Annotated in this window: 20 protein-coding genes; all 20 read right to left on the bottom strand. The window is 35.8% G+C overall.

Annotated features, from left to right (window positions below; genetic code table 11):
- Nucleotides 1-145: 145 nt before the first annotated feature.
- The 20 genes from ahpF to ACWOEC_RS09705 all read right to left on the bottom strand — a co-directional run bounded on the left by ahpF (nt 146) and on the right by ACWOEC_RS09705 (nt 20,012).
- Nucleotides 146-1,681 (bottom strand): alkyl hydroperoxide reductase subunit F, encoded by a 1,536-nt coding sequence (gene ahpF, locus ACWOEC_RS09800; RefSeq protein ID WP_455307835.1) that lies wholly within the window; start codon nt 1,679-1,681, stop codon nt 146-148.
- An 11-nt stretch (nt 1,682-1,692) separates the two neighbouring features.
- A complete protein-coding gene (ahpC, locus tag ACWOEC_RS09795; protein ID WP_016186430.1) occupies nt 1,693-2,256 on the bottom strand; it encodes an alkyl hydroperoxide reductase subunit C in 564 nt (187 codons plus the stop codon).
- 295 nt (nt 2,257-2,551) lie between these two features.
- Nucleotides 2,552-4,921 (bottom strand): accessory Sec system translocase SecA2, encoded by a 2,370-nt coding sequence (secA2, locus tag ACWOEC_RS09790; protein ID WP_455307833.1) that lies wholly within the window; start codon nt 4,919-4,921, stop codon nt 2,552-2,554.
- 43 nt (nt 4,922-4,964) lie between these two features.
- Nucleotides 4,965-5,444 carry a hypothetical protein gene (locus ACWOEC_RS09785; protein WP_455307831.1) on the bottom strand — a complete coding sequence of 160 codons (480 nt, stop codon included), beginning with the start codon at nt 5,442-5,444 and terminating at the stop codon, nt 4,965-4,967.
- A 12-nt stretch (nt 5,445-5,456) separates the two neighbouring features.
- On the bottom strand, nt 5,457-6,845 hold the full coding sequence (locus ACWOEC_RS09780; protein WP_455307829.1) for a hypothetical protein: 1,389 nt from the start codon (nt 6,843-6,845) through the stop codon (nt 5,457-5,459).
- A 31-nt stretch (nt 6,846-6,876) separates the two neighbouring features.
- Nucleotides 6,877-7,227: a hypothetical protein gene (locus ACWOEC_RS09775; protein WP_455307827.1), complete on the bottom strand. Its 351-nt coding sequence runs from the start codon at nt 7,225-7,227 to the stop codon at nt 6,877-6,879.
- A 233-nt stretch (nt 7,228-7,460) separates the two neighbouring features.
- Nucleotides 7,461-7,649, bottom strand: a complete 189-nt coding sequence (locus tag ACWOEC_RS09770) for a hypothetical protein (RefSeq protein WP_455307825.1) — start codon at nt 7,647-7,649, stop codon at nt 7,461-7,463.
- Between the two features lie 35 nt (nt 7,650-7,684).
- Nucleotides 7,685-8,347, bottom strand: a complete 663-nt coding sequence (locus ACWOEC_RS09765; protein WP_455307823.1) for a hypothetical protein — start codon at nt 8,345-8,347, stop codon at nt 7,685-7,687.
- 12 nt (nt 8,348-8,359) lie between these two features.
- A complete protein-coding gene (locus ACWOEC_RS09760) occupies nt 8,360-9,214 on the bottom strand; it encodes a hypothetical protein (protein ID WP_455307822.1) in 855 nt (284 codons plus the stop codon).
- On the bottom strand, nt 9,204-10,649 hold the full coding sequence (locus ACWOEC_RS09755) for a glycosyltransferase (protein ID WP_455307820.1): 1,446 nt from the start codon (nt 10,647-10,649) through the stop codon (nt 9,204-9,206). The genes ACWOEC_RS09760 and ACWOEC_RS09755 overlap by 11 nt, the downstream gene beginning before the upstream one ends.
- A 10-nt stretch (nt 10,650-10,659) precedes the next feature.
- On the bottom strand, nt 10,660-11,547 hold the full coding sequence (asp3, locus tag ACWOEC_RS09750) for an accessory Sec system protein Asp3 (protein ID WP_455307819.1): 888 nt from the start codon (nt 11,545-11,547) through the stop codon (nt 10,660-10,662).
- Nucleotides 11,548-13,149, bottom strand: a complete 1,602-nt coding sequence (asp2, locus tag ACWOEC_RS09745) for an accessory Sec system protein Asp2 (RefSeq protein WP_455307817.1) — start codon at nt 13,147-13,149, stop codon at nt 11,548-11,550.
- A complete protein-coding gene (asp1, locus tag ACWOEC_RS09740; protein ID WP_455307814.1) occupies nt 13,127-14,728 on the bottom strand; it encodes an accessory Sec system protein Asp1 in 1,602 nt (533 codons plus the stop codon). The genes asp2 and asp1 overlap by 23 nt, the downstream gene beginning before the upstream one ends.
- 17 nt (nt 14,729-14,745) lie before the next feature.
- The gene (secY2, locus tag ACWOEC_RS09735; protein WP_455307812.1) at nt 14,746-15,963 is read right to left on the bottom strand and encodes an accessory Sec system protein translocase subunit SecY2; all 1,218 of its coding nucleotides are present in this window, start codon (nt 15,961-15,963) and stop codon (nt 14,746-14,748) included.
- Between the two features lie 173 nt (nt 15,964-16,136).
- Nucleotides 16,137-17,753, bottom strand: a complete 1,617-nt coding sequence (locus ACWOEC_RS09730; protein ID WP_455307810.1) for a hypothetical protein — start codon at nt 17,751-17,753, stop codon at nt 16,137-16,139.
- Entirely contained in the window at nt 17,737-18,078 is a 342-nt protein-coding gene (locus ACWOEC_RS09725) for a hypothetical protein (RefSeq protein WP_455307808.1), read from the bottom strand. Before ACWOEC_RS09725 ends, ACWOEC_RS09730 begins: the two co-directional genes overlap by 17 nt.
- An 84-nt stretch (nt 18,079-18,162) precedes the next feature.
- Nucleotides 18,163-18,342 (bottom strand): SipW-dependent-type signal peptide-containing protein, encoded by a 180-nt coding sequence (locus tag ACWOEC_RS09720; RefSeq protein WP_455307806.1) that lies wholly within the window; start codon nt 18,340-18,342, stop codon nt 18,163-18,165.
- Nucleotides 18,343-18,371: 29 nt separating this feature from the next.
- Complete coding sequence (locus ACWOEC_RS09715; protein WP_455307805.1) at nt 18,372-18,533, bottom strand: hypothetical protein; 162 nt, start codon at nt 18,531-18,533, stop codon at nt 18,372-18,374.
- A 290-nt stretch (nt 18,534-18,823) separates the two neighbouring features.
- Nucleotides 18,824-19,228, bottom strand: coding sequence for a YbgA family protein (locus ACWOEC_RS09710; RefSeq protein WP_455307803.1), 405 nt, complete (start codon nt 19,226-19,228; stop codon nt 18,824-18,826).
- A gap of 37 nt (nt 19,229-19,265) precedes the next feature.
- Nucleotides 19,266-20,012, bottom strand: a complete 747-nt coding sequence (locus tag ACWOEC_RS09705; protein ID WP_455307801.1) for an alpha/beta hydrolase — start codon at nt 20,010-20,012, stop codon at nt 19,266-19,268.
- Between the last annotated feature and the right edge of the window lie 4 nt (nt 20,013-20,016).

Below are 20,016 nucleotides of genomic sequence, written 5' to 3'. Positions count from 1 at the left end.
ATATCCTCCAATCTCTTCTAAAGTTAGCATAACACGTTAAATTTAGAAAATCTCTATTTTTCTAATTTGATGTGTAAAATATGCTTTTAAAAAAAGAAGAGCGACAGAAATCTGTCACTCTTCTTAAAAATGATTGAACCATATTCTATTGACGAATCATATAATCGAAAGCACCTAGCGCAGCTGTCGCACCAGATCCCATTGAAATAATGATTTGTTTATAAGCACTATCGGTACAATCACCGGCAGCGAAGATACCTGGTACACTTGTTTGACCAAATTTATCCACTACCAATTCTCCCATACGTGTTTTTTCAAATCGTTCATCTAAAAATTCTGTATTGGGAACCAAGCCGATTTGAACAAATACACCAGCTAAATCAACTTGATGTTCTTCGTTCGTTTCACGATCGATATACGTCAATGCATGAACTTTCGAATCACCTAAGATCGCTTTCGTTTGTGCGTTTTTGATGACCGTAACATTTGGTAAACTCGCTACACGTTCTTGTAAAACTGAATCAGCTTTTAGTTCTGGTAAGAATTCTAATACCGTAACATGACTAGATAGACCGGCTAAGTCGATGGCAGCTTCGATTCCAGAGTTTCCGCCACCAATCACGGCAACATCTTTTCCAGCAAATAAAGGACCGTCACAGTGTGGACAATAGGCGACTCCTTTATTTTTAAATTCTGCTTCACCAGGAACATTAACATTGCGCCAACGCGCACCTGTTGCTAGAATCACAACTTTTGCTTTTAAAATTGCACCATTGTCTAATTCAACAACCTTAAGACCAGCATCTTCTTGAATATCGATCACACGTCTTGTTTTGATGATATCGATTGGATAAGTTTTTGCGTGTTCTTCTAGTGAAATCGCTAATTTTTCTCCTTCAGTGTAAGGTGTTCCAATCAAATTTTCGATCCCAACAGTTTCTAAAACTTGACCACCAAAGCGTTCTGCAACGATTCCTGTGCGAATTCCTTTACGCGAAGCATAAATTGCAGCACTCACTCCAGCAGGACCTGCTCCAACAACCAAAACATCAAATGGTTCTTTAGCAGATAGCTCTTCATGATCTGATTCACCGATTGCTAATTTGTCTAAAATTTGTTCAATCGACATCCGACCACTATCAAACTCTTCGCCATTCAAGAAAACAGTCGGTACTGCCATGATTCCTTTTGCATCGACTACCTCTTTAAACATTCCACCTTCAACCATCGTATGAGAAACATGTTCGCTTAAGACACTCATGATATTCAAGGCTTGCACGACATCTGGACAGTTATGACATGTCAAACTTACAAATGTCTCAAAATGTAACGGGCGATCGATTTGTTTGATTTTTTTGATCACATCTTCATCGACCTTAGGTGCACGACCACTCACTTGTAATAAAGCTAATACAAATGACGTGAACTCATGACCTAAAGGAACTCCAGCAAAAATGACGCCTGATTCTTTTCCTGGCTGGTCTAAACGAAAGCTTGGTGTATAGTCCAGTTTTGCTTCAACGAAAGTCAAGCGATCAGACATCGCCACGATTTCTTCGATAAATGCACGTACTTCAGTCGACTCTTGTTGATCATCTAAACTTGCTGTAAAGACGACATCATTTTCTAAAAGGGCTAGATATTGAACAAGTTGTTCTTTGATATCTAAATCTAAACTCATAGTGTCCCTCCTTAAATTTTACCTACTAAATCTAAGCTAGGTTTCAATGTTTCTGTACCTTCTTTCCATTTAGCCGGGCAAACTTCACCTGGATGGGTACGTACATATTTCGCAGCTTTTACTTTATCGATGTAGTGACTTGCATCACGTCCGATACCATCTGCATTGATCTCAACAGTTTGAACGACACCGTCTGGATCGATCAAGAATGTACCACGTTGAGCAGCACCTTCTTCTTCATCTAATACATCAAAAATACGAGAGATACGGTGATTTGGATCCCCGATCATCGTATAGGTAATTTTACCAATAGCTTCTGAATGATCATGCCAAGCTTTATGAGTAAAATGCGTATCTGTTGATACTGAGTATACTTCTACTCCTAATTCTTTTAATGTCGCATATTGATCTTGTAAGTCTTCTAATTCAGTTGGACAAACAAATGTGAAGTCAGCTGGGTAAAAACAAAATAGACTCCATTGTCCTTTTAAATCTTCTGAACTCACTTCTACAAAATCACCATTTCTAAATGCTTGAGCTTGAAATGCTTCGACTTCTTTTCCAATTAATGACATGGATCATTCCTCCTAAAAATTTTAAAATTGTAATTTTATTTACAATAATCATTATTATATTAAATTGATTATAAGTCAACCTTTATGAAACAAGAATTGAAAGATAAAGGGCATTTTTTATTTATTCACTAATTGTTTATTTTCAATTATCATTGCTAAATGAAAATGGGCTCTTCTGATTAAAAGAAAAAAACCAGAACAGATGGACATTTTCACTTCCCTCATTCTGGTTTTTATCTAGTGCTTAAGACACCAAGATTAAATAAGTACTATTGCTCATTCTTAGCTGACGTAATTAAGGAAATTCGACATCGATAGAACCATCTTCGTCTGGAACTAATTCAGAAAGCAGCATATTTTTCAATATTTGAACGGAAACTTCTTGTTTCATTTGTTCAAAAGAACGTTTAGCCTCTACCTGAAATTCATAAATAGGACGGTGTTGTCCCCAGTTACGGCCATTGACGACCACTTTTAACTGTTGTAAATTATCTGATTGCTCGATCCATTGTTGATCGAGTGCTTTTAATAAAATCAAACGTTTAAAATAAATTTGTTGGTATAAATTATCTAACGGCGCTATTGCAACAGCCAAACGTTCCCGAATCAATTCGATCAAAAATTCTCTTACGTTTTTTTTATTCAACTCGCCTAAATCAAGTACGCGTTGAGGGTCAAAATCATAGTCGATCGTATTAAAAATAAAATCAGTTAATGTTTCTGAATTTAGATTTGCAGCATCTTTACAATAATTTACAATAGCTTGATTAAACGAGTAATGGATAAATTTATCTAATTCTTCAAGTAAAGCAGACATGATCTTATTTCGTGTTTTATAAACAGTATCACGCTGAATCGTAATAATTTCATCAAACTCTAACGTGTTTCGACGTGCAGCCACTTCTTGATTTTTACGGATTGCTTGTGATTTATCAATAACTCTACGATATTTACGCTCGCTCAACGAAACATTTTCAGCTATTTTTCCTTCGTCTAATTCTTCTAACATCTCTTGACGTTTGTGGTTAGCCCATTTTGGCGCACTTTCCACTACGATACGATCCTCTAGTGAAACGTAAAAGATACTATCACCTGGATCACCTTGACGGCCAGAACGTCCGCGAAGTTGATTGTCGATACGGTCACTAGTCATGCGTTCTGTCCCTATTACAAATAGTCCGCCTTGTTTTTTCGATCGACTATCCAATTTGATATCAGTACCGCGACCAGCCATTGAAGTTGCTACAGTTACAGCTCCATGTTTTCCAGCTTCTGAGATGATCCAAGATTCTCTAGAAGCCGTTGTCGCGTTTAATAGATTATGAGGAATTCCATTTTGCAGTAAAATTAATGAATACAATGTCGACATTGAAACAGAACCCGCTTCAATTAAGATCGGACGATCCACTAGTAATGCATCTTTCACTGCTTCTAGTGAGGCCATGATCTTAGCGCGATTAGTTAAAAATACTAAATCTGGATGATCGATTCGATTGATTGGTTTATTCGTAGGTACTTTGACAACATCCAAATTATACGTTTCCCGAAATTCATCTGCATCGGTTAACGCAGTCCCAGTCATTCCTGAAATGATAGCAAATTTTCGGAATAGATTTTGATACGTGATCGATCCCATCGAGCGCGTTTCTTTGGTGATCACTAAATTTTCTTTCGCTTCTAAAGCCTGATGCAGACCTGCTTGTAATTTCGTTCCCGCTAACTTACGACCATTTGTTTCATCTAATAATACGATTTCCCCATCATCGACTACGTAATCACGATTGATATGTAAAATGTAGTTTGCTCGTAACGCGATAACCAAATGACGATACAAATCGCGCCATTCTTCACTTAAAATATGCTCGACTCCAAAGTATTCTTCAGCCTTTTTGATCCCTGTTTCTGTAAACCAGACTGATTTTTGATTTTCACTAAGCTGATAATCTTCTTCTTCAACAATTCCTTGAACAAACCAGTTTGCCAAAGAATAAAAATTCGATTGAACTTTTGGTGCCCCGGAAATCACTAGAGGAGTCTGTGCCATATCTAATAAAATCGCATCGATTTCATCAATCAAGACATAATTAAATTGATTGATGAATTGTTTTTCAACCGTTACAGCTAGATTATCAAACAAATAATCAAAACCTAATGCACTATTTGTGGTGTACACAATATCCGCATTGTATACCACTTCTTTATCGATTTCTTCATCTTCAAATTCAGGAACGCCGATTTCAACCGACAATCCTAAAAATTGGTAGATTTTTCCCATTTCTTGCGCATCCCGTCTAGCTAAGTACGGATTTGACGTAATCAAAAAATTCCCTTTCCCTCTTAGCCCATGAAGGTATAATGGCATCGTCGCAGTCAAAGTTTTGCCTTCACCTGTTTTCATTTCTGCTACATTTCCAAAAAACAAAGCTACAGCACCTAATATTTGGACGAAGTAGGGTTTCATCCCTAATAAACGGCGGTTTGTTTCAACTACTACCGCATAGGCGGGTATCAATAAACTTTCTAACTTAGCTCCTTGTTCCAGTCGTTCCCGAAAGTTCAAGGTTTGTGCTTGCAGTTCATCATCGCTCATTTGTTGATACGTATCTGCCAACGCAATAATTTTATGGGCGATTTTTTCATATCGTTTAAACTTTCGATTTTTCATCCTTATCACTCATTTCAACGAAGTAAACATATGGTAATTGGTGCTAGTCGCCTTTTTCTGACTCTTTTAATACACCTTTTGCTTGAAAGCTATCCAGTTCTTGGATCTGTTCGCGCAGTGCTTGATTGGCAAATAGATCAAACACGATTTTACCTTCTGCTGCTTTCAATCGGATTTTTTCGGACGCAACAAGCGGAATACCTTCTTTTGTGACTAAACGCTCTCCTTTTTTGTTGACTAAGGTGATCGTAAAGACATACGATTTATTACGATCCAGTTTTTCAAAAGGAAACTCGCCTTGATAGATTTGACTTTGATCAAAATCATCTGTCTTTTGTGACAATTGATACTCCTTAGTCACGACTTTCGTTTTCATCGTTAATTCTGCTTGCTCGATAGGTACCGTTGATTCAGTCGTCTTTTGAGTCACACTTGTCTGTCGATAATCCACAGCTTGTTGTAAATAGTAAATCCCAAAGATAAATAAGCCTAATACTACAATAATCATAAACAAACGTTTCATAATACTTGATCCTTAACGATCATCTTCCATATTTAAAGACAACTCATTTAAAACATCTAGTTGTTCTTTTAATATAGCATCAAGATCAAGTGAACTTTCTTCCGTCATAAAATCATCTGTTGCATCAGAGCTAATAGCTTGTGTGCTTGATTCTTCAGCAAAATAATCGACATCTTGATTGTTGTCATATTGTTGTTCACTCAACTGGGCTGAACTAGAGTCAGATATATACGCTTGTCTTGATGGCTCTTCATTTACAGATTCAAATAGTGGTTCTTGCGCTTTAGTTTGCACGGTTTCATCGGTTGCAAACTCTAAATCGCTTTGGCCGTTCCACATAATTTCACCAAATAGATATTCTCCTTTAGAACAAACATTATCCATTTTTTTACAGAATAATCCTACCGTTTCTAAGGCAAGATCAACTTGTTTCTGGTTGATCACTTCTGCTTGGATATCACGTATTAAGATGCTATCTGCATACTGTACATCGTTGTCTTTTTTCAAATAAGATAAAACTTTTTTCGTTTCTTCAACAAATTCTGCACGAACAAATGGTGTAAGATCGATCGTATTTTGACCGTTTACTTTTAATACAAATTCACTTCTTCTGGCAGCAGTCGTGATCAAATTATATACGATTTCACTATTGATTTGAAATGGACGTTCTCCTTTTCGCAAACAACTTGTACGATATTCTTGAACGACACGGTCTGCTAAAGCAATCAAACCTGTCGAAATGTAATCACTTTTGATGACTTCCCCATCTTCATAGACATCGCAACATAAATAATGGTCGCTTAAATCAAGTACGTAAGACAAACCATCTAAAAAGTTCATTTCTTCCATATCGACATCGACTTTAGTATGGTTATCTTCTAAAATAGCACATAGTGTTCTTGGGATCATCGTTACATCTTCAACTATGATCGTATAAGTTTCACCATCGACCATTGTGTGAAATTCACCAGTAAATGCTTGTTCGATTGCTGCTAAATCATCTGTACTCTTAGTTGAAACACCAATACATAATGAACAAGCAAATGTATTTGAATATTTCGCATCGAACAATTCTTGTTTGTCAGCTACTAAATACGACAAAATCGTTTTGATAAAAGCACGTGTTTCAGGCCCTTTTAGATTTTTTAAAACATTCCCAAATGTTTCATACGCTTTAGGACGACGGCTATATAAATGATTGATTCCCCAATCGATAGCATTCAAGCTATCTTTCAATTGAATCCGTTTTCCATGATCGCCACCTAATTTATCACGAAACAAAACGGCTTTCCAGTTGTTTTTCTTTACGGAAGAGTAACTTGCGCTTAATACCTTGTGATACCCATTTGCTACAATTCCTACTCGATATTCATCAATATCTAATCCGATAATATGTTTCACGTATAGTTTCCTCCTGTATTACAACACTATTTTAGCGAAAACGATCACTGATCCGTAAAGATAATTGTTGTAGTTGATTTTCTTGTGTAGCTAGCTTTGTTTTGATCGTCGTTACTTGTGTCAAAATAGAGACCGTATCTTTTTTTTCTATCAGTCTACCTTCTAGATATGCAAGTTGTTTCTCAATTGTATCATAGGTTTCGTTGAAAGATTGAAAAAGACGTTGAAGCGTCAAAATTTCTTGATAAGACACTTTCGAGTATTGTTTTATTTGTTCTAAAAATTTATATAGACTTTTATACTGCTGATCTCTAATTTGGATTAATTCATCGATCTCGTTCACTAAATGGTTGATGGCTTCGTTAGTTGAATCAATCCGCATCCAAATGACTCCCTTCTTCCTTTGATTCGAGTGCAATCAGTTCAGCAGATAATAAACTTTTTCGTGTAAATAGACCGTTAGTTAGTTGCTTACTGATTACTATAGCTATTTTTTTTAATTTATATAGTGACTCATTAGTTCTTTCAAACTAATTTTATTGTATTAAAAAACGATACTTTTTTGATTATCAGTTTATTCACTATATATGTTGCAGTATTTTTCATTTCCTATGACTAATTCATGATAGCAGTAATCAATGAATAAACTAGAGAACCTAAAATCAAAACGGACATAGTGATCGCTAAGACAACTGTGATCGCTTTATTTTTTTTGGTACTTTTTTGAGAGTGATCTTTCGCACGTTTGGTTTCTGATGCGAAAATGGTTTGAATCTCTTCATCTAATTGTTTGTTCTGTTTCAAGACCGTTCACCTTCTTTATATCTCTACTATAGAAATTAGAGAGTCGAATGTGTTGATTCACTTAAAAACATCTCTTGAGCACTTAAGATTTGATCATGGACATCGACAGTTTCACTTGTCACAGCGACATCGATCGTCTCTGTACTTGAATCTGATTCACTTAAATCGGCCGTTAATGACACCTCTTCGACCACTTCTTGATCAATCGTAGAATCCGGTAAAGACTCTACTACTTCCGTTTCAATGTCTTGTTCTGCTTTTGAAACTTCAGAAAAAACCTGTTTTACTTGTTCCAAATGTTCATCTTGATCTGCTAATTTGCCGATCAACGATTCTAACATTTGTGTGCTCTCAGCTAATAAGTAATCTTTCATAATCTTATTTTCAATGTCATAAGCACTTTTTAGAGTCGTATATAACGATTTTAATTCTGCTTCATTTGTTTGGTATTGTGTATAATGTGTTGTAAATTGTGTTTTTAATTCTTGTAATTGTTGTGTGGTGACGTGTGTTTTACTTGCTGCAACTTCTTTGATTTTGGTATGAACGAGCGTCATTTGTTTGATTTCTGCTTGTTGTTTTTCTGTCAGAACTTCTGCTTGTTGCAATTCTTGATCGAAATTTAATACGGATTGTGGATTTTCAGCTACTAGTTGTTGCATTTGTCCAAAGATTTCTTTTGCTGCTTCGTTTGTCATAATAAACTCCTCCTAATTGTTTTCTACATCGATTTTTTGTAAGTTTACGCCGGTCGCTTTTAGTTGTTCATAGTATTCTTGCTTCATTTTGACACGATGGACATAAGCGATTTTATTTTCTAAAATCGATCTTAAATTCCCTTTAATTTGACCATCTTCACCAATCGGTTCTTCCATTAAGCGCAAAATATTATAAGAAGTCGTTTTTTCTAGTGCAAATAATTCCATTCCTAGATATGAGATCGTCACTGTGTCTTCTGGATTGACTACTTTAGCTAGTTGTGCCGCGATAAATTGGGCTAACGTTTGATAACGTTCACGGATGGATAAGGTTTCTGGGTCGCGAATCGTAATAAAATTGATTTGGCCTTGATAAAAATAATAGGTCACGATTGGTTGCTCATGATCATTTAAAAATTGGATCTCTTGTACTTGGTTTTTATCATAAAAAATATGACTATAGACTTTTCCGTCACCACTGTATTCTTCCACAAAATCTAATGATCGATCAGCATGGAAGTAACGCACTTCTCGAACATGACGTCTTGTTTGTGGGTATAAGAACACCTTACCAATTTCAGAACCATCGTACAAAATCGAAATACTCCGATTTTCGTTCATAAAAATTTCTGCATTTTTTACTGTTGGTACTTGGTTGAAAAATAAAAACGTCTCTGGATCAAAGCTACGATTGGTTAACTCATCCAACAAATTGATCCCCGTTACGTCAAGTCGTCGTAACACGGTTTGAAAATCGGGCATTGGTGAAATCGATAAAATCTTAGTATGCGGCTGTTGTAACTGTTCTTTTTGTTTTTCCCAAATCTCACCGTTTGGTCTAATCACGGTCATCAACTCATAATTCATCGATCAACACTCTCCATTTCTCTGCAATTACTGAGTCTTGAAACGCTTCAACAGAAGTTCGCGTTTTATCTTGGTAAACTTGATTAGGTGCACTACATAATTTTTGGATTCCTTCAGCTAAGCAAAAAATACTAAAGGTCGCATCTGTGCGCGAAAAGTCACACAAGTATCCATTGACACCATCTTTGACTAACTCTAACGCTCCAAATCTTGCCTTAAAGGTAACAATCGGTAATCCTGCATTCAGTGCTTCAATATAAGTCAGTCCAAATCCTTCTGAATAAGATCCAGAGATGAAGGCATCATATTGAGGATAGACGGTATCTAATGTATTGGAATGTCCCTTAAGTTTGATATAGTCACCAGCATCTAATTCGTCGATTGTCTTTTTGATAACTTGGTCTTCTGAACCTTGACCATAGATATCTAGTGACAAATCCGGGAATTGCTCACGAGCCTGAACTAACGCACGCACTACGATATCGATATGTTTTTCTGAAGCCAGACGTGAGACCGTAATAAATTTTTTCGGATAACTGTTAGCCTCTCTAGCAATAATCGGTTGCTCTTTATTGTCTCGAATCCCACCGACCGGGATCGTTTGAATCTTATCTGTAGCCTCTGGAAAATCTTTTAGTAAATCTTCTCGTTGTAGATTAGTGGCCACGATAATTCGATCGAGTTGATCCGTATGTGTCAAGGCATATTCATAGTAGTTGTTCCACAAAGGATGCGAGATAACATCGCGATCAGACAAATGATCTGCGTGGACAATCTGGATCAGTTTAACATTTTTTGGAAGATATCCCATCAATGCCGCTAGAGTTTCTTCTCCTCGATCAACAAAGAAACTTTCAACATCATCAAAAAACGTCGTTAGATATTGAAAGAAGAAGCGTTGTAGTAATACCTCGTTTGCAAAAAACAAGTGCTCTTGATGAAAATCAAATAAATGGATATTCGTCATCACACGACCGCGATCAGGATCATTGATATAAGAAAACATCACTTTGCGTTTTTGTGTTTTTGCTTCGAATAATTCAATCCGATAAGTAGACACAAGTAGCATATCTTTTTGTTTTGGACTTTTGGATTTCTCCATATGTTCCACAATAATCATTCCTGATTTAGTATGGATCGTCTTGATTCGATGCGTCTTTGTTTCATCGATCATGATCTCTTCTTTGAATGTAAATGGATCGATCGTCTCGCGTGTTAAATAGCGATCTCCGAAGACAAAAAATTCCCACATATTCAACACATCTCGTTCTGCTAATTGCCAAGATTCCATTGCTTCATGTAGATTTTTTATCAATTCAACAAAAATAAATTTGTACGACAATCCCGCCTGATCAAAACGCTTTGCTCGATAAAATTGCGCATGTTCAACGCCAGAATTCCCAATACCCATCGCTTTATTTACAAAAAAATGCATCACAATCGCCCTACTTTCCTTTACTATTTTCTAATAAAAAGTGTTGTAATACTTGGATCGACACTTGCATCTCATCTAATTTTTGGTCTAAATAGGCTAATCCTTGTACTTCTCGTGGTTCTGTCATCATTTTTTTACCTAAAAGAAAATTCATAATGCGCGGGATCGCATAGACCTCAGATGGCAAGTTGTAATAGCCAATTTCTTTAGTGATCGAAAAAGTCAATTCTCGTAGATTTTTTTTAACTAAAATCGTATAGATCGCTTTGCTCAATACGAGCATATCGAGTTCTTTTTCAGGATCAATCAGACAAAAAAGATAGTCTGAATCCGTCGTAAAGTGTAAATGTTGCACTTGATTTTTCTTTAGTAAAAAGATCAATTGGATACTCGATGTTTGCGACAAACGATTTGGATAATACCATAAATCGGTTTTTCTGCGATCTTGTTGTTCGTAAAGTTCATATAAATCGAGTTCCGTAATGACTAATTGATAGAAAATAATTTGCTGATGATGCTTATTGATCAATTGGATTTCGTAATGTACAGCTTTTTCAGGAAAAGTAAAGGCTTCTGTAAGTTGTGAGAAAAACAATTCTTCGACCATGGTGTTGTACCGATCAAAAAACAGTATTTTCACTTGGATCGCACTCGTCTCAGAAAGCTCTAGTTGAACTTGAAGCTGGTATTTTTTATTTGGCTCCAAAATCGGTAAATATGGAGTATTTCGACTAAGTTGGAAATTTCTTTGCGAATACCAGCTTTTAATACACAAACTTGGAGGCATAAGTGGAGCCGAATAGGTGACAGCACCATTTTGTTCAAAAGAGATCGTGGCGCCATAATTATAATTGTCTTGTAGGATATTGCCCCATTTTACGATATATTGACTACTCACTTAATTCCCTCCCTTATTGGTATATTCGCGATGAAATTGAGTCTCTAGAATATTATAGTATTGTTTGACAAACCAACGGACGATACCTTGTGTATTGTCATTATGCCGTCCAACTAAGCCTTTATGTAACACTTTTGACAATGGAAACTTTTGTTTTAAGAAGGTATACACTTGTGCAAAAATCTTATCATCATAGTCATCTTGTTTCATATAAGCAAAAACAAACATTGTATGCTGATAATCACCAGCTTGAAATTTTTCAAACAATTTTGCATCAAATGCCAATGCTTTTTCTACAGTAACGTCGCCAGTATTCATCAACAGCGTATCCAGTGAAGTCGCAAAGGTATCCGAACGTTTGATTCGTTCATTTAACGCCACTGTTCCTAAACTCATCATTGGTTTACCCACAATCACAGCTTTTGGTAACAGATCGCTTGCATAATAAAGGGCACCAAAAGTCCCCATCGACAACCCAGAAAGCACTAAATCTTGAGCAGAAAATCCAAGATAATTCAATTTTTTTTGAATGATGTCGATCAATTGTTGTTCAAGTTCATCACTACCTAGGTAAAAATTTCCACCTTCGATTCTAGGGTCAGAAATCAATAGATAAGGAGAGCCAAATGCTTCCATCATATTTTTCCCCTCAAACCCTTCTGCAGTTCGATAACCTGAAAAATATACAGCTAATGGTGGCTTAAAATCAGCTGGTTCAAAGTAATAGCCAATCTCCATGCCTAAATTTTGCTTATCTTGAATACTTTTTCCACCAGGAATCATATAGCTTTGATCCGCAAAGGTATTGCGTACGTGCAAATGGGCAACTTTGATCGTTCCTTGACCTTTCGCAAACAACGCAAAATTTAAATACATCTCTTCATCCGCTTCATTATAAAAACATGCTACTTTTTGTGTGGCTAAGTCATCTGCAGTAAAGACAAATTCTTTTTCAAACATCACGCTATTTTTGCGAATAAAATACACTTCCAATAAAAAATCTGTCTCGACTTGATCGTGTTGGATCTCTAAATAAGCCTCCAACCATTGTTTGGCTTCAATTAAATCTGTCATACGCCAAGACAATAATTGTGTGAATTCATCTCCAAAATGACCTGATAGAGCTAATTGTGTATGCCCTTTTTTAATCACTTTTCCTTGAAAACGTGAAGCGACCTTAATATAGTCCATTTCGAGCTTACGCCCATAGACGATTTCGGCATATTGCTTTTCCATAAACTCAATCATCGTCACAGCATCATTAAAATCAAATGCATAGGCGCCTTTCGCTGCTAATATATAGGAAATCGAACTGAGTAACTCCGTTTGATGTGAATACATCAAGCGATAAGAAGGTAACGTAAGCAACGCTTCTTTTTGGGTCAAAATCGTTGCTTCTTTAGAGAAGATAAAAATCGCTTTACGATACTTTGGATTTAGTGTTTTATTTTTTAACCACAGGTGAACCGCACTCTCTTGATCTTGATCCATATCGTAGTTTGCTGGAAGAATGATTGGATCAAATTGTTCAGGTAGATGTGTAAGAAAAGCCTCTATCTGTTCACCAAAATAAACCACTTTAAGTTTCTTTTTCACACTCATCAAATAGTATTCTCCATTTCTTGAGCAAATTATGTGAGCTGTTCGTCTCAATCATTGCTACACTTTCGACCAACACTTCATTCCAATTTTTTAGGCCATCCATATAAAATGGTAAAACTTCTGCTAATTCTGTAATTTGGTCAACAATATAACCATTTCTCAAATGCTCTACATAGTCAGATGACTCTTTTAAAATCAAAGGAATCCCTGCATTCACAGCAAAAGACTGCTTTTGCAATTGCATCTGTTCATTTAAATCGATATAGACACGAGTAGTCGCTAGTACCGCTTGAACCTCTTCAATATTGGGTTGGATCTTAAATTCAATGCGTGCATAGGTTTCTGCAGCTTGAACATACTGGCGCCAGATCGGTAAGGTCTTTAATTCTTTTACGGCATCATCTTGAGCTTTTGAAAGCGTACGTCCATTTTTAGCTTCCAAATAATCGACGACTTGTTGATATTCTTTTGATTGGCTATCGATATTGAAATAGTTATCGATCAATCGTTGCTGTAATTGCTCGACTCGCAATTGTTGTTCGTGATCATTTATTTCAATCATGACTGCATATAAACTTTCTTTTAGTAATAAATTTGTCAATAACTGTACTAAAAATTCTTCTTCTTCAAAAGGATGTCGATTTCGCCAATACATCACTAAATGCTCGACCGAATTACTATTTCCTAAGTTTAATCGAGTGGGATACATTGGAATATCTAATATTTTAGCCATTGATTTAGGCCATTGACGTTGAGTTACCACTAGTTGGTCACGCTTTTTGGCGGCATCTGTCACGATAAACCGACTTTTCAAAAATAAAATTTCCTGTTCTGCTAATGAGTATTCATGGATATTTTGTTCGTTTGTTAAAATCGTCAAAATCGGATGGCTGCTCTTTACACGATCAAGTACTTCTAGTCCTAAAGGCCAGACATCGATCAACAACGGCTCAAGCGCCACAGTGATCAACTGACGATTGATACATTCTGCAAAAATTTCAGCAAATGTACGATATCGTTCAACAGTCAATCTTAATTCTTGATGATGATACAGTTCGATGATCGGATCTTCACCAAAAGATTCTGTCATCACCATCTTTCCTAGTGGATTGTAATATTCTTGTTTTACTTTATCCATATGATCATCAAAATAAATAATAGAAGATAAAAAACCGCGATCATCATAAATTTCAGTTCGTTTTTTCTCTGTCAGATATTCGACTTGCCGTATAAAACCATGTTTTTCAAAACGAACATAGCCAAATGGTTGCTGCTGTCGAATCAAAGTGATCCCAAAGGGTGTATAAATTTGATCGACATCTTCTGGAAACTGTAGATCTTCTATCGTAATGGGAAAACCCGATTTTCGATCGACTTGTTGTAAAAAGTCAAATAACGATAATGAGTTGACTTGTTGTAATTGATACTCATTTAATACATAGCGTAAGAACGGTAAGTACTCGATCGATATCAAATTGACCGGCACTTGATTTTCTTTGAATAAATTCAATATGTTAAGCACTCGATCTTCATCTAATTTTTCTTCTTTATTTTTCCAATGCGGTATAAAATAAACCATTTTTTCTCACCTCATTTTTATTCGAATAAGCGATATTCTTTTTTCGAATAGACAAATCGAATTTCTTGTACAAGCGTATCTAAGATAATGATCAACATAAACAAACTACCAAAATAAAAAGCTAGATTTGAAATAAAAGGTGAGCGAAGTCCAATAAACATTGGAATCAACGAGATAAGTACTAGATATGCATTTCCTACAAAAGCAATCCGTGTCAATTTTTCTCGGATATATTTCTCTGTCTTTTCACCAGGTGGTACGTTTAAAATATAATCACCCGATTCTTTCAGGTTTTTAGCAATATCATTTGGTCGAATATTAATAAAACTAAAGCCCCAACCAAGTAGATAAAGTACGACTCCATACATAATACTTCCTTGGATCGTATTGAATGAAAAATAAGTCGTAATAAAATTGGAGAACCATGTGTCATTCCATTTTTCATTTAATAAAATAAGTTGTGGCATTGAAAATACGGTCACAGCAAACATGAACGGCATCGCGCCTGCTGGAAGAAGTCTAATCGGAATATACGAATGTTTTGATACTGTATCCAAACCTGTGCGCTCAATCACAATCCGATATTCAGAATGATAGAGATACATCGTTAAATAAATAAAAAGTAAGGTAATCACGATTAAAGCGATAATAAACTGATTGTTAAACGCTACTGTAGCCGTTTGACCAGAAATCAACATCGAAGGAATATTGGCCATCAAGCCTGGTAAAATAAACAAACTTTGTCCGCCGATTCCTTTAGTGATATTGATATCAGCTAACCAAGCAATAAATAGCCCACCTGTAGTTAATAATAAAACCCCAGCAAGTAAGGCCCTAGTATCACCTGCTAAAAATGAGGTAGGTTCCACTGAAGATTTGAATCGAAAAACGAGCGCGATACTTTGAAGAATAGTAAATACTAGCGTTAATGCTCGTTGAATGTAGCCTACTTGCTTTGTCGAAAAGTTATTGACGCGTTCTTCGTCAATCATACTGATCGTCGTCCAAATAATCAGTGCTGTCATATAAGGACCCATTCCTAATGAAAATAGCGTAATACTAGAAAAATTCCCTCCTGTGGCAGTCGATAAAAAACGCAACACAGAATTCGCACTATCACCTTTTGCTCCTTGAGATAAGAACATAGGCAAATCGATATGCCGCCCAATTTGAAAAACAGTCAATAGCATCGCACTCCAAACTAGACGTTGCATCAACTCTCTTTGTTTAATCATATATTTTACGTTCCTTTTCTATCAAATTGATGACTAAAACTCTTTATTGTTCAATGATAGCAAAGTTTTATCTGAATTAATAGAAGCTATCATAAGTTCACAGTTAAAAAACATTAGCCATTTTATATACAAAAAACGATCGTATATTCTTTCAAAATACACGATCGTTTTTCTTATTTGAATTCATTTATCGCATAATCCCAATTATACATTGGCGATTCGACTTCTTCGTTTTTTGGTTTGAGCCAATCGTCTGGTTTGATGTACATCGTCACCCAATATTCATCTTTATTTGTATAATCAAGTGTTGGCATGCCGGCTTCTGTACGATTTCCAGACACATGAGCTGTATTCGTATCCGTTACGTTATAGCCAGCATATTGATAAAATTCTGGAATAATCAGATTTGGTACGACTTTCAGCGCATCTTCAGATAAAATCAATTGAACGGTTTTATACACCGCATCCGGACTGTCGATTGCGTAAGATTTGCTTGTCACAGAATAACTTTCAACGACTTTATTACTTGCCGTCGATAGATTCTTTAAGTTAAAATAACCTGTTTTTGGATAGACTAAACGATTATTTTGCGAAGTGGTAAAATACTCTTGTTTGATATTGAGTTTGACCGTTCGGTTCGGCTTCACAAGTTTAGCGGTCAAATTGTCAGTATCTAGCTCGTGATCGATCCACTTATTATTTGCATTACGGCTACCCCGTTTATAAAACGTGGCTGTATTTACCTTTTGTACTTCGCCGCTATTTATTGCTGTAATCGTACTGTCATACTCGATCTTAAGGGTTCCACCTGGTGCAATATCACTACCATTGATATGGATAATCAAAATATTGTTTTTCGTATCCAATTCATACGTATCGATGTTGTTACGATTTTCAGTATTTGAAGTATCTTTGTCAAATTCAACTAATGCTTTACCATTCATCATAATATTCGTTGGCGTAGACATCTCTGTTGGTAATTTATCTTTAATATAAGAATTTTCTAAAACTGACGAATTTTTCGCATTTGTTGCATTGATTGTGTAATGCACTACATCACCTGTGAAGGCTCCATTTGGTTTATTGTTTTCTTTGATAATACTACCCTTAAATAAGTTTACCGTCGAATCTGCAGTTGCTAAAGAGTGATTGTCTTGAGTGAATAATTCTGCCGTATTTACAAATGGCGATTGCACTTCATCAGACGTCATATAAGCTTTATAAGTAAGTGTTTGTTCGACATTAGGTTGAAGTACCGTATAATTTAAATTGATAATCAAATAGCCATTTTCGAGTTTCGCTGTATCATCATTAGCGAGTACTTTACCATTTAAAAGAATTGTTTTAGGTTCACTTAATCCTTCAGGTAACTTATCTTTGATATATGTATTACTTAAATTAATCAAAGAGGTATTTTTAAATTTCAACGTATACTCAATCGTATCATTTTTCACTCTAGTTTGATAAGCAGCGTCACTCTCACCTTTTTTCTGGGTAACTTTGACTACCCCCAATGGTTGATCATTTGGGGTAGTCAATTCGCCTTTGATGATCGGAAACTCAGATTTTGCAGTCGCCAGCTCATCTTTTTTTACGTTAAACAGTTTTGCTGTATTTTCTTTTTTCACGGCTTGTTTTTCTGCATCAGAAGACGTTGTATTTAAACTAGCTAGTGTCGTAATGTATTTGATTTCAGCAGCAAAAGAGGCTAAATTATTTGCGGTCAATGTGTATGTTACCGTTTGTCCAACAATAGCACCAGTTTTGGCTTTATCATTTGTTTTTGTCAATGATGCTTGATACACCTGAATCTCTGACGAAGCATTTCCTAGCGTCGTTACGTTCCCAATAAGATGTATATAATCCACTAGTACTATTTTTTAGTACGACTAAATTATAAGTTCCATTATAGGTAGCATTATTTGTTACAGTAAAGCTCAGTGTATCTGATGATTCATTTTTTACTACGTTAGTCACTTTTGTAAATCCAGTTATGTCACCTGAATAAGTATAGAGGTAAACATTTTTACCGCTTAAAACAGTCCCATCACTAGCAAATGCTGCAAATTCTGATTGATCGTCTTCACTAGATATCGGTTCTAGTTTTTGTAGCATTTCTTCTAGTGAAACTTTTACTAAAGAATCATATTCACCAGTATTTGCAACCTTAACTTTCTTATCTACTGTTTGTCCAGGCTGCTAATCTTCTGGTGGTGTAAAGGTTTCGACGATCTCTACGTCATTTCCGGCTACGCCACCTTCAAATTTATTGACTGTTTGGTCATTACTTGTAAACCAAGCAAATGTTCCGACTAATACTCCGAGTGCAGCGAGCGCAGTTGCAGCTGCAATCCACTTCTTCCGATTATTTTTCTTCATTTCTATTTCCTCCCAATCTTGATTTTTTCTTATGTTTCCTTTATTGAGGATGGATCTTTTGAAAATAATTGCGTTATTCCCCAAACTAGTGCTAAGACAGCCACTAGAACCGTAAGCGATAATAATAAATGTCCACGAATAAACAATAGCCAACCTCCGATTGCCGGGATGCGAAACACTTCTTTTCCCACAATCTTATCTGCGTTGATTGGTTGATCTGACGAGCGATTGGTGTCAAACGAAAGGTAACTACATCACTTCCTTTTTTTGTGACAAAACATTAAATTTAAGGTTTAATTATTTTTAATCACTTTTAACAAAACGAAAGTTATTGAATATTTTTCACAATATAGATAAAAAAACATGAATCAAACCATCTTTCATATCACTATCACTAGCAAATACTCAAAATAATTTCATTCATGTTAAATTCTTTAATTACACCCCAATTACAGCGAAGTTCATAAAAAATTTAAACTTTTTAAGTCTTTTTTTCACATGTTTTTTCAAAAAGTTTGTTATTGATTAAATAACATTTTTTATATTTAATAGAAAGATCATGTAACCAATCAAAGATTAATATTACAGGGATGGGATCTTCTTCAATCCACGTAAAAAACTGTGTTTTCTCCTCAACAGTTGCCTCTTTTTTAAAGTACCCCCAAACATGTAAACAGGTATTGATTGTACTTCCCCGAGTTGGTTTTAGGGTGGCACATTTTACTAAAATTTCTTCATAGCGTTTTTGTTTTATTTCGTTCCAATCATTATGTTTAGCCAGTTTTCGAATTTCTTCATAGGCTTTTTGCGAGTGCAGCATCACCCAATATTTATGATAGGCCCACGAACGTTGAAATGCTTTTAAGTGTTCTTTATCTTGTTCCATCTGATCACTCCTCAAAAAAACTTCTTAATCGAACAGATTAAGAAGTTTTTGGTAGAATATACTGCGCAATCCATTCCATAATATAGGTACTGATTTTAGTTTGTTGCATCGCATTAGAAATCGTTGCAGTATTGTCCCCTTTTTGATCCCCATATGTTCCAAAGCCAGCATGATTTCCACCTTTTATTTCGACATAAGTTGTATCTTTAGGTAAATATTGCTTCGCTTCATCATATTTATCCCAATTTAAAACTCCATCGTTTGAAGCTGTAATGGATAAAACCGGGAACGTTTCCTCTTTTAAACTACCTTTTTTATCTGGATAGCTCGCCAAAAAAATAACTCCAGCTACTTGACTTGCATGTTCTTTGGCAAAACGACTTGCCATTACACCACCTAATGAATGTCCCGCTAAAATAAATTTTTCGTCAGGATGTGCTTTGAGAATCGTATTCGCTGCATCTGGTGCTAATACCGTCAAATCAAGCGGAACATTTAGCACATAAACATTGATTCCTGCCGCTGCCAGTTGCGATGCCCAGTTACTATAACTTGCTGTGGCCACAAAAGCACCCGGATAGAAAATGATACTCGTTGCACCTTTTTGTCCACTTGTATAAAGGTCATAACTTTTGGTTGATGTAGCGACTTGACTTTGCTTTTGTGCTTCTACTGTTGCAGGATACCGACTCTTTTGGATAAAAACTGTACTGGCAATGACTACAACGAGTAGTACAAACACAACAATTCCAACAATTTTTTTCCAACGGGGCCACTTTTTCATTTCT

This window comes from Enterococcus bulliens (assembly GCF_053761865.1).
Note: the sequence above shows the minus strand (reverse complement) of the source record. Positions and strands in the feature narration are given on the sequence as shown.

Bases quoted from the DNA above. Each gene is read 5' to 3' on its own strand.
- ahpF (WP_455307835.1), bottom strand. From the start codon at position 1,681: ATGAGTTTAGATTTAGATATCAAAGAACAACTTGTTCAATATCTAGCC.
- ahpC (WP_016186430.1), bottom strand. From the start codon at position 2,256: ATGTCATTAATTGGAAAAGAAGTCGAAGCATTTCAAGCTCAAGCATTT.
- secA2 (WP_455307833.1), bottom strand. From the start codon at position 4,921: ATGAAAAATCGAAAGTTTAAACGATATGAAAAAATCGCCCATAAAATT.
- ACWOEC_RS09785 (WP_455307831.1), bottom strand. From the start codon at position 5,444: ATGAAACGTTTGTTTATGATTATTGTAGTATTAGGCTTATTTATCTTT.
- ACWOEC_RS09775 (WP_455307827.1), bottom strand. From the start codon at position 7,227: ATGCGGATTGATTCAACTAACGAAGCCATCAACCATTTAGTGAACGAG.
- ACWOEC_RS09765 (WP_455307823.1), bottom strand. From the start codon at position 8,347: ATGACAAACGAAGCAGCAAAAGAAATCTTTGGACAAATGCAACAACTA.
- ACWOEC_RS09760 (WP_455307822.1), bottom strand. From the start codon at position 9,214: ATGAATTATGAGTTGATGACCGTGATTAGACCAAACGGTGAGATTTGG.
- ACWOEC_RS09755 (WP_455307820.1), bottom strand. From the start codon at position 10,649: ATGCATTTTTTTGTAAATAAAGCGATGGGTATTGGGAATTCTGGCGTT.
- asp2 (WP_455307817.1), bottom strand. From the start codon at position 13,149: ATGAGTGTGAAAAAGAAACTTAAAGTGGTTTATTTTGGTGAACAGATA.
- asp1 (WP_455307814.1), bottom strand. From the start codon at position 14,728: ATGGTTTATTTTATACCGCATTGGAAAAATAAAGAAGAAAAATTAGAT.
- secY2 (WP_455307812.1), bottom strand. From the start codon at position 15,963: ATGATTAAACAAAGAGAGTTGATGCAACGTCTAGTTTGGAGTGCGATG.
- ACWOEC_RS09725 (WP_455307808.1), bottom strand. From the start codon at position 18,078: ATGCTACAAAAACTAGAACCGATATCTAGTGAAGACGATCAATCAGAA.
- ACWOEC_RS09720 (WP_455307806.1), bottom strand. From the start codon at position 18,342: ATGAAGAAAAATAATCGGAAGAAGTGGATTGCAGCTGCAACTGCGCTC.
- ACWOEC_RS09710 (WP_455307803.1), bottom strand. From the start codon at position 19,228: ATGGAACAAGATAAAGAACACTTAAAAGCATTTCAACGTTCGTGGGCC.
- ACWOEC_RS09705 (WP_455307801.1), bottom strand. From the start codon at position 20,012: ATGAAAAAGTGGCCCCGTTGGAAAAAAATTGTTGGAATTGTTGTGTTT.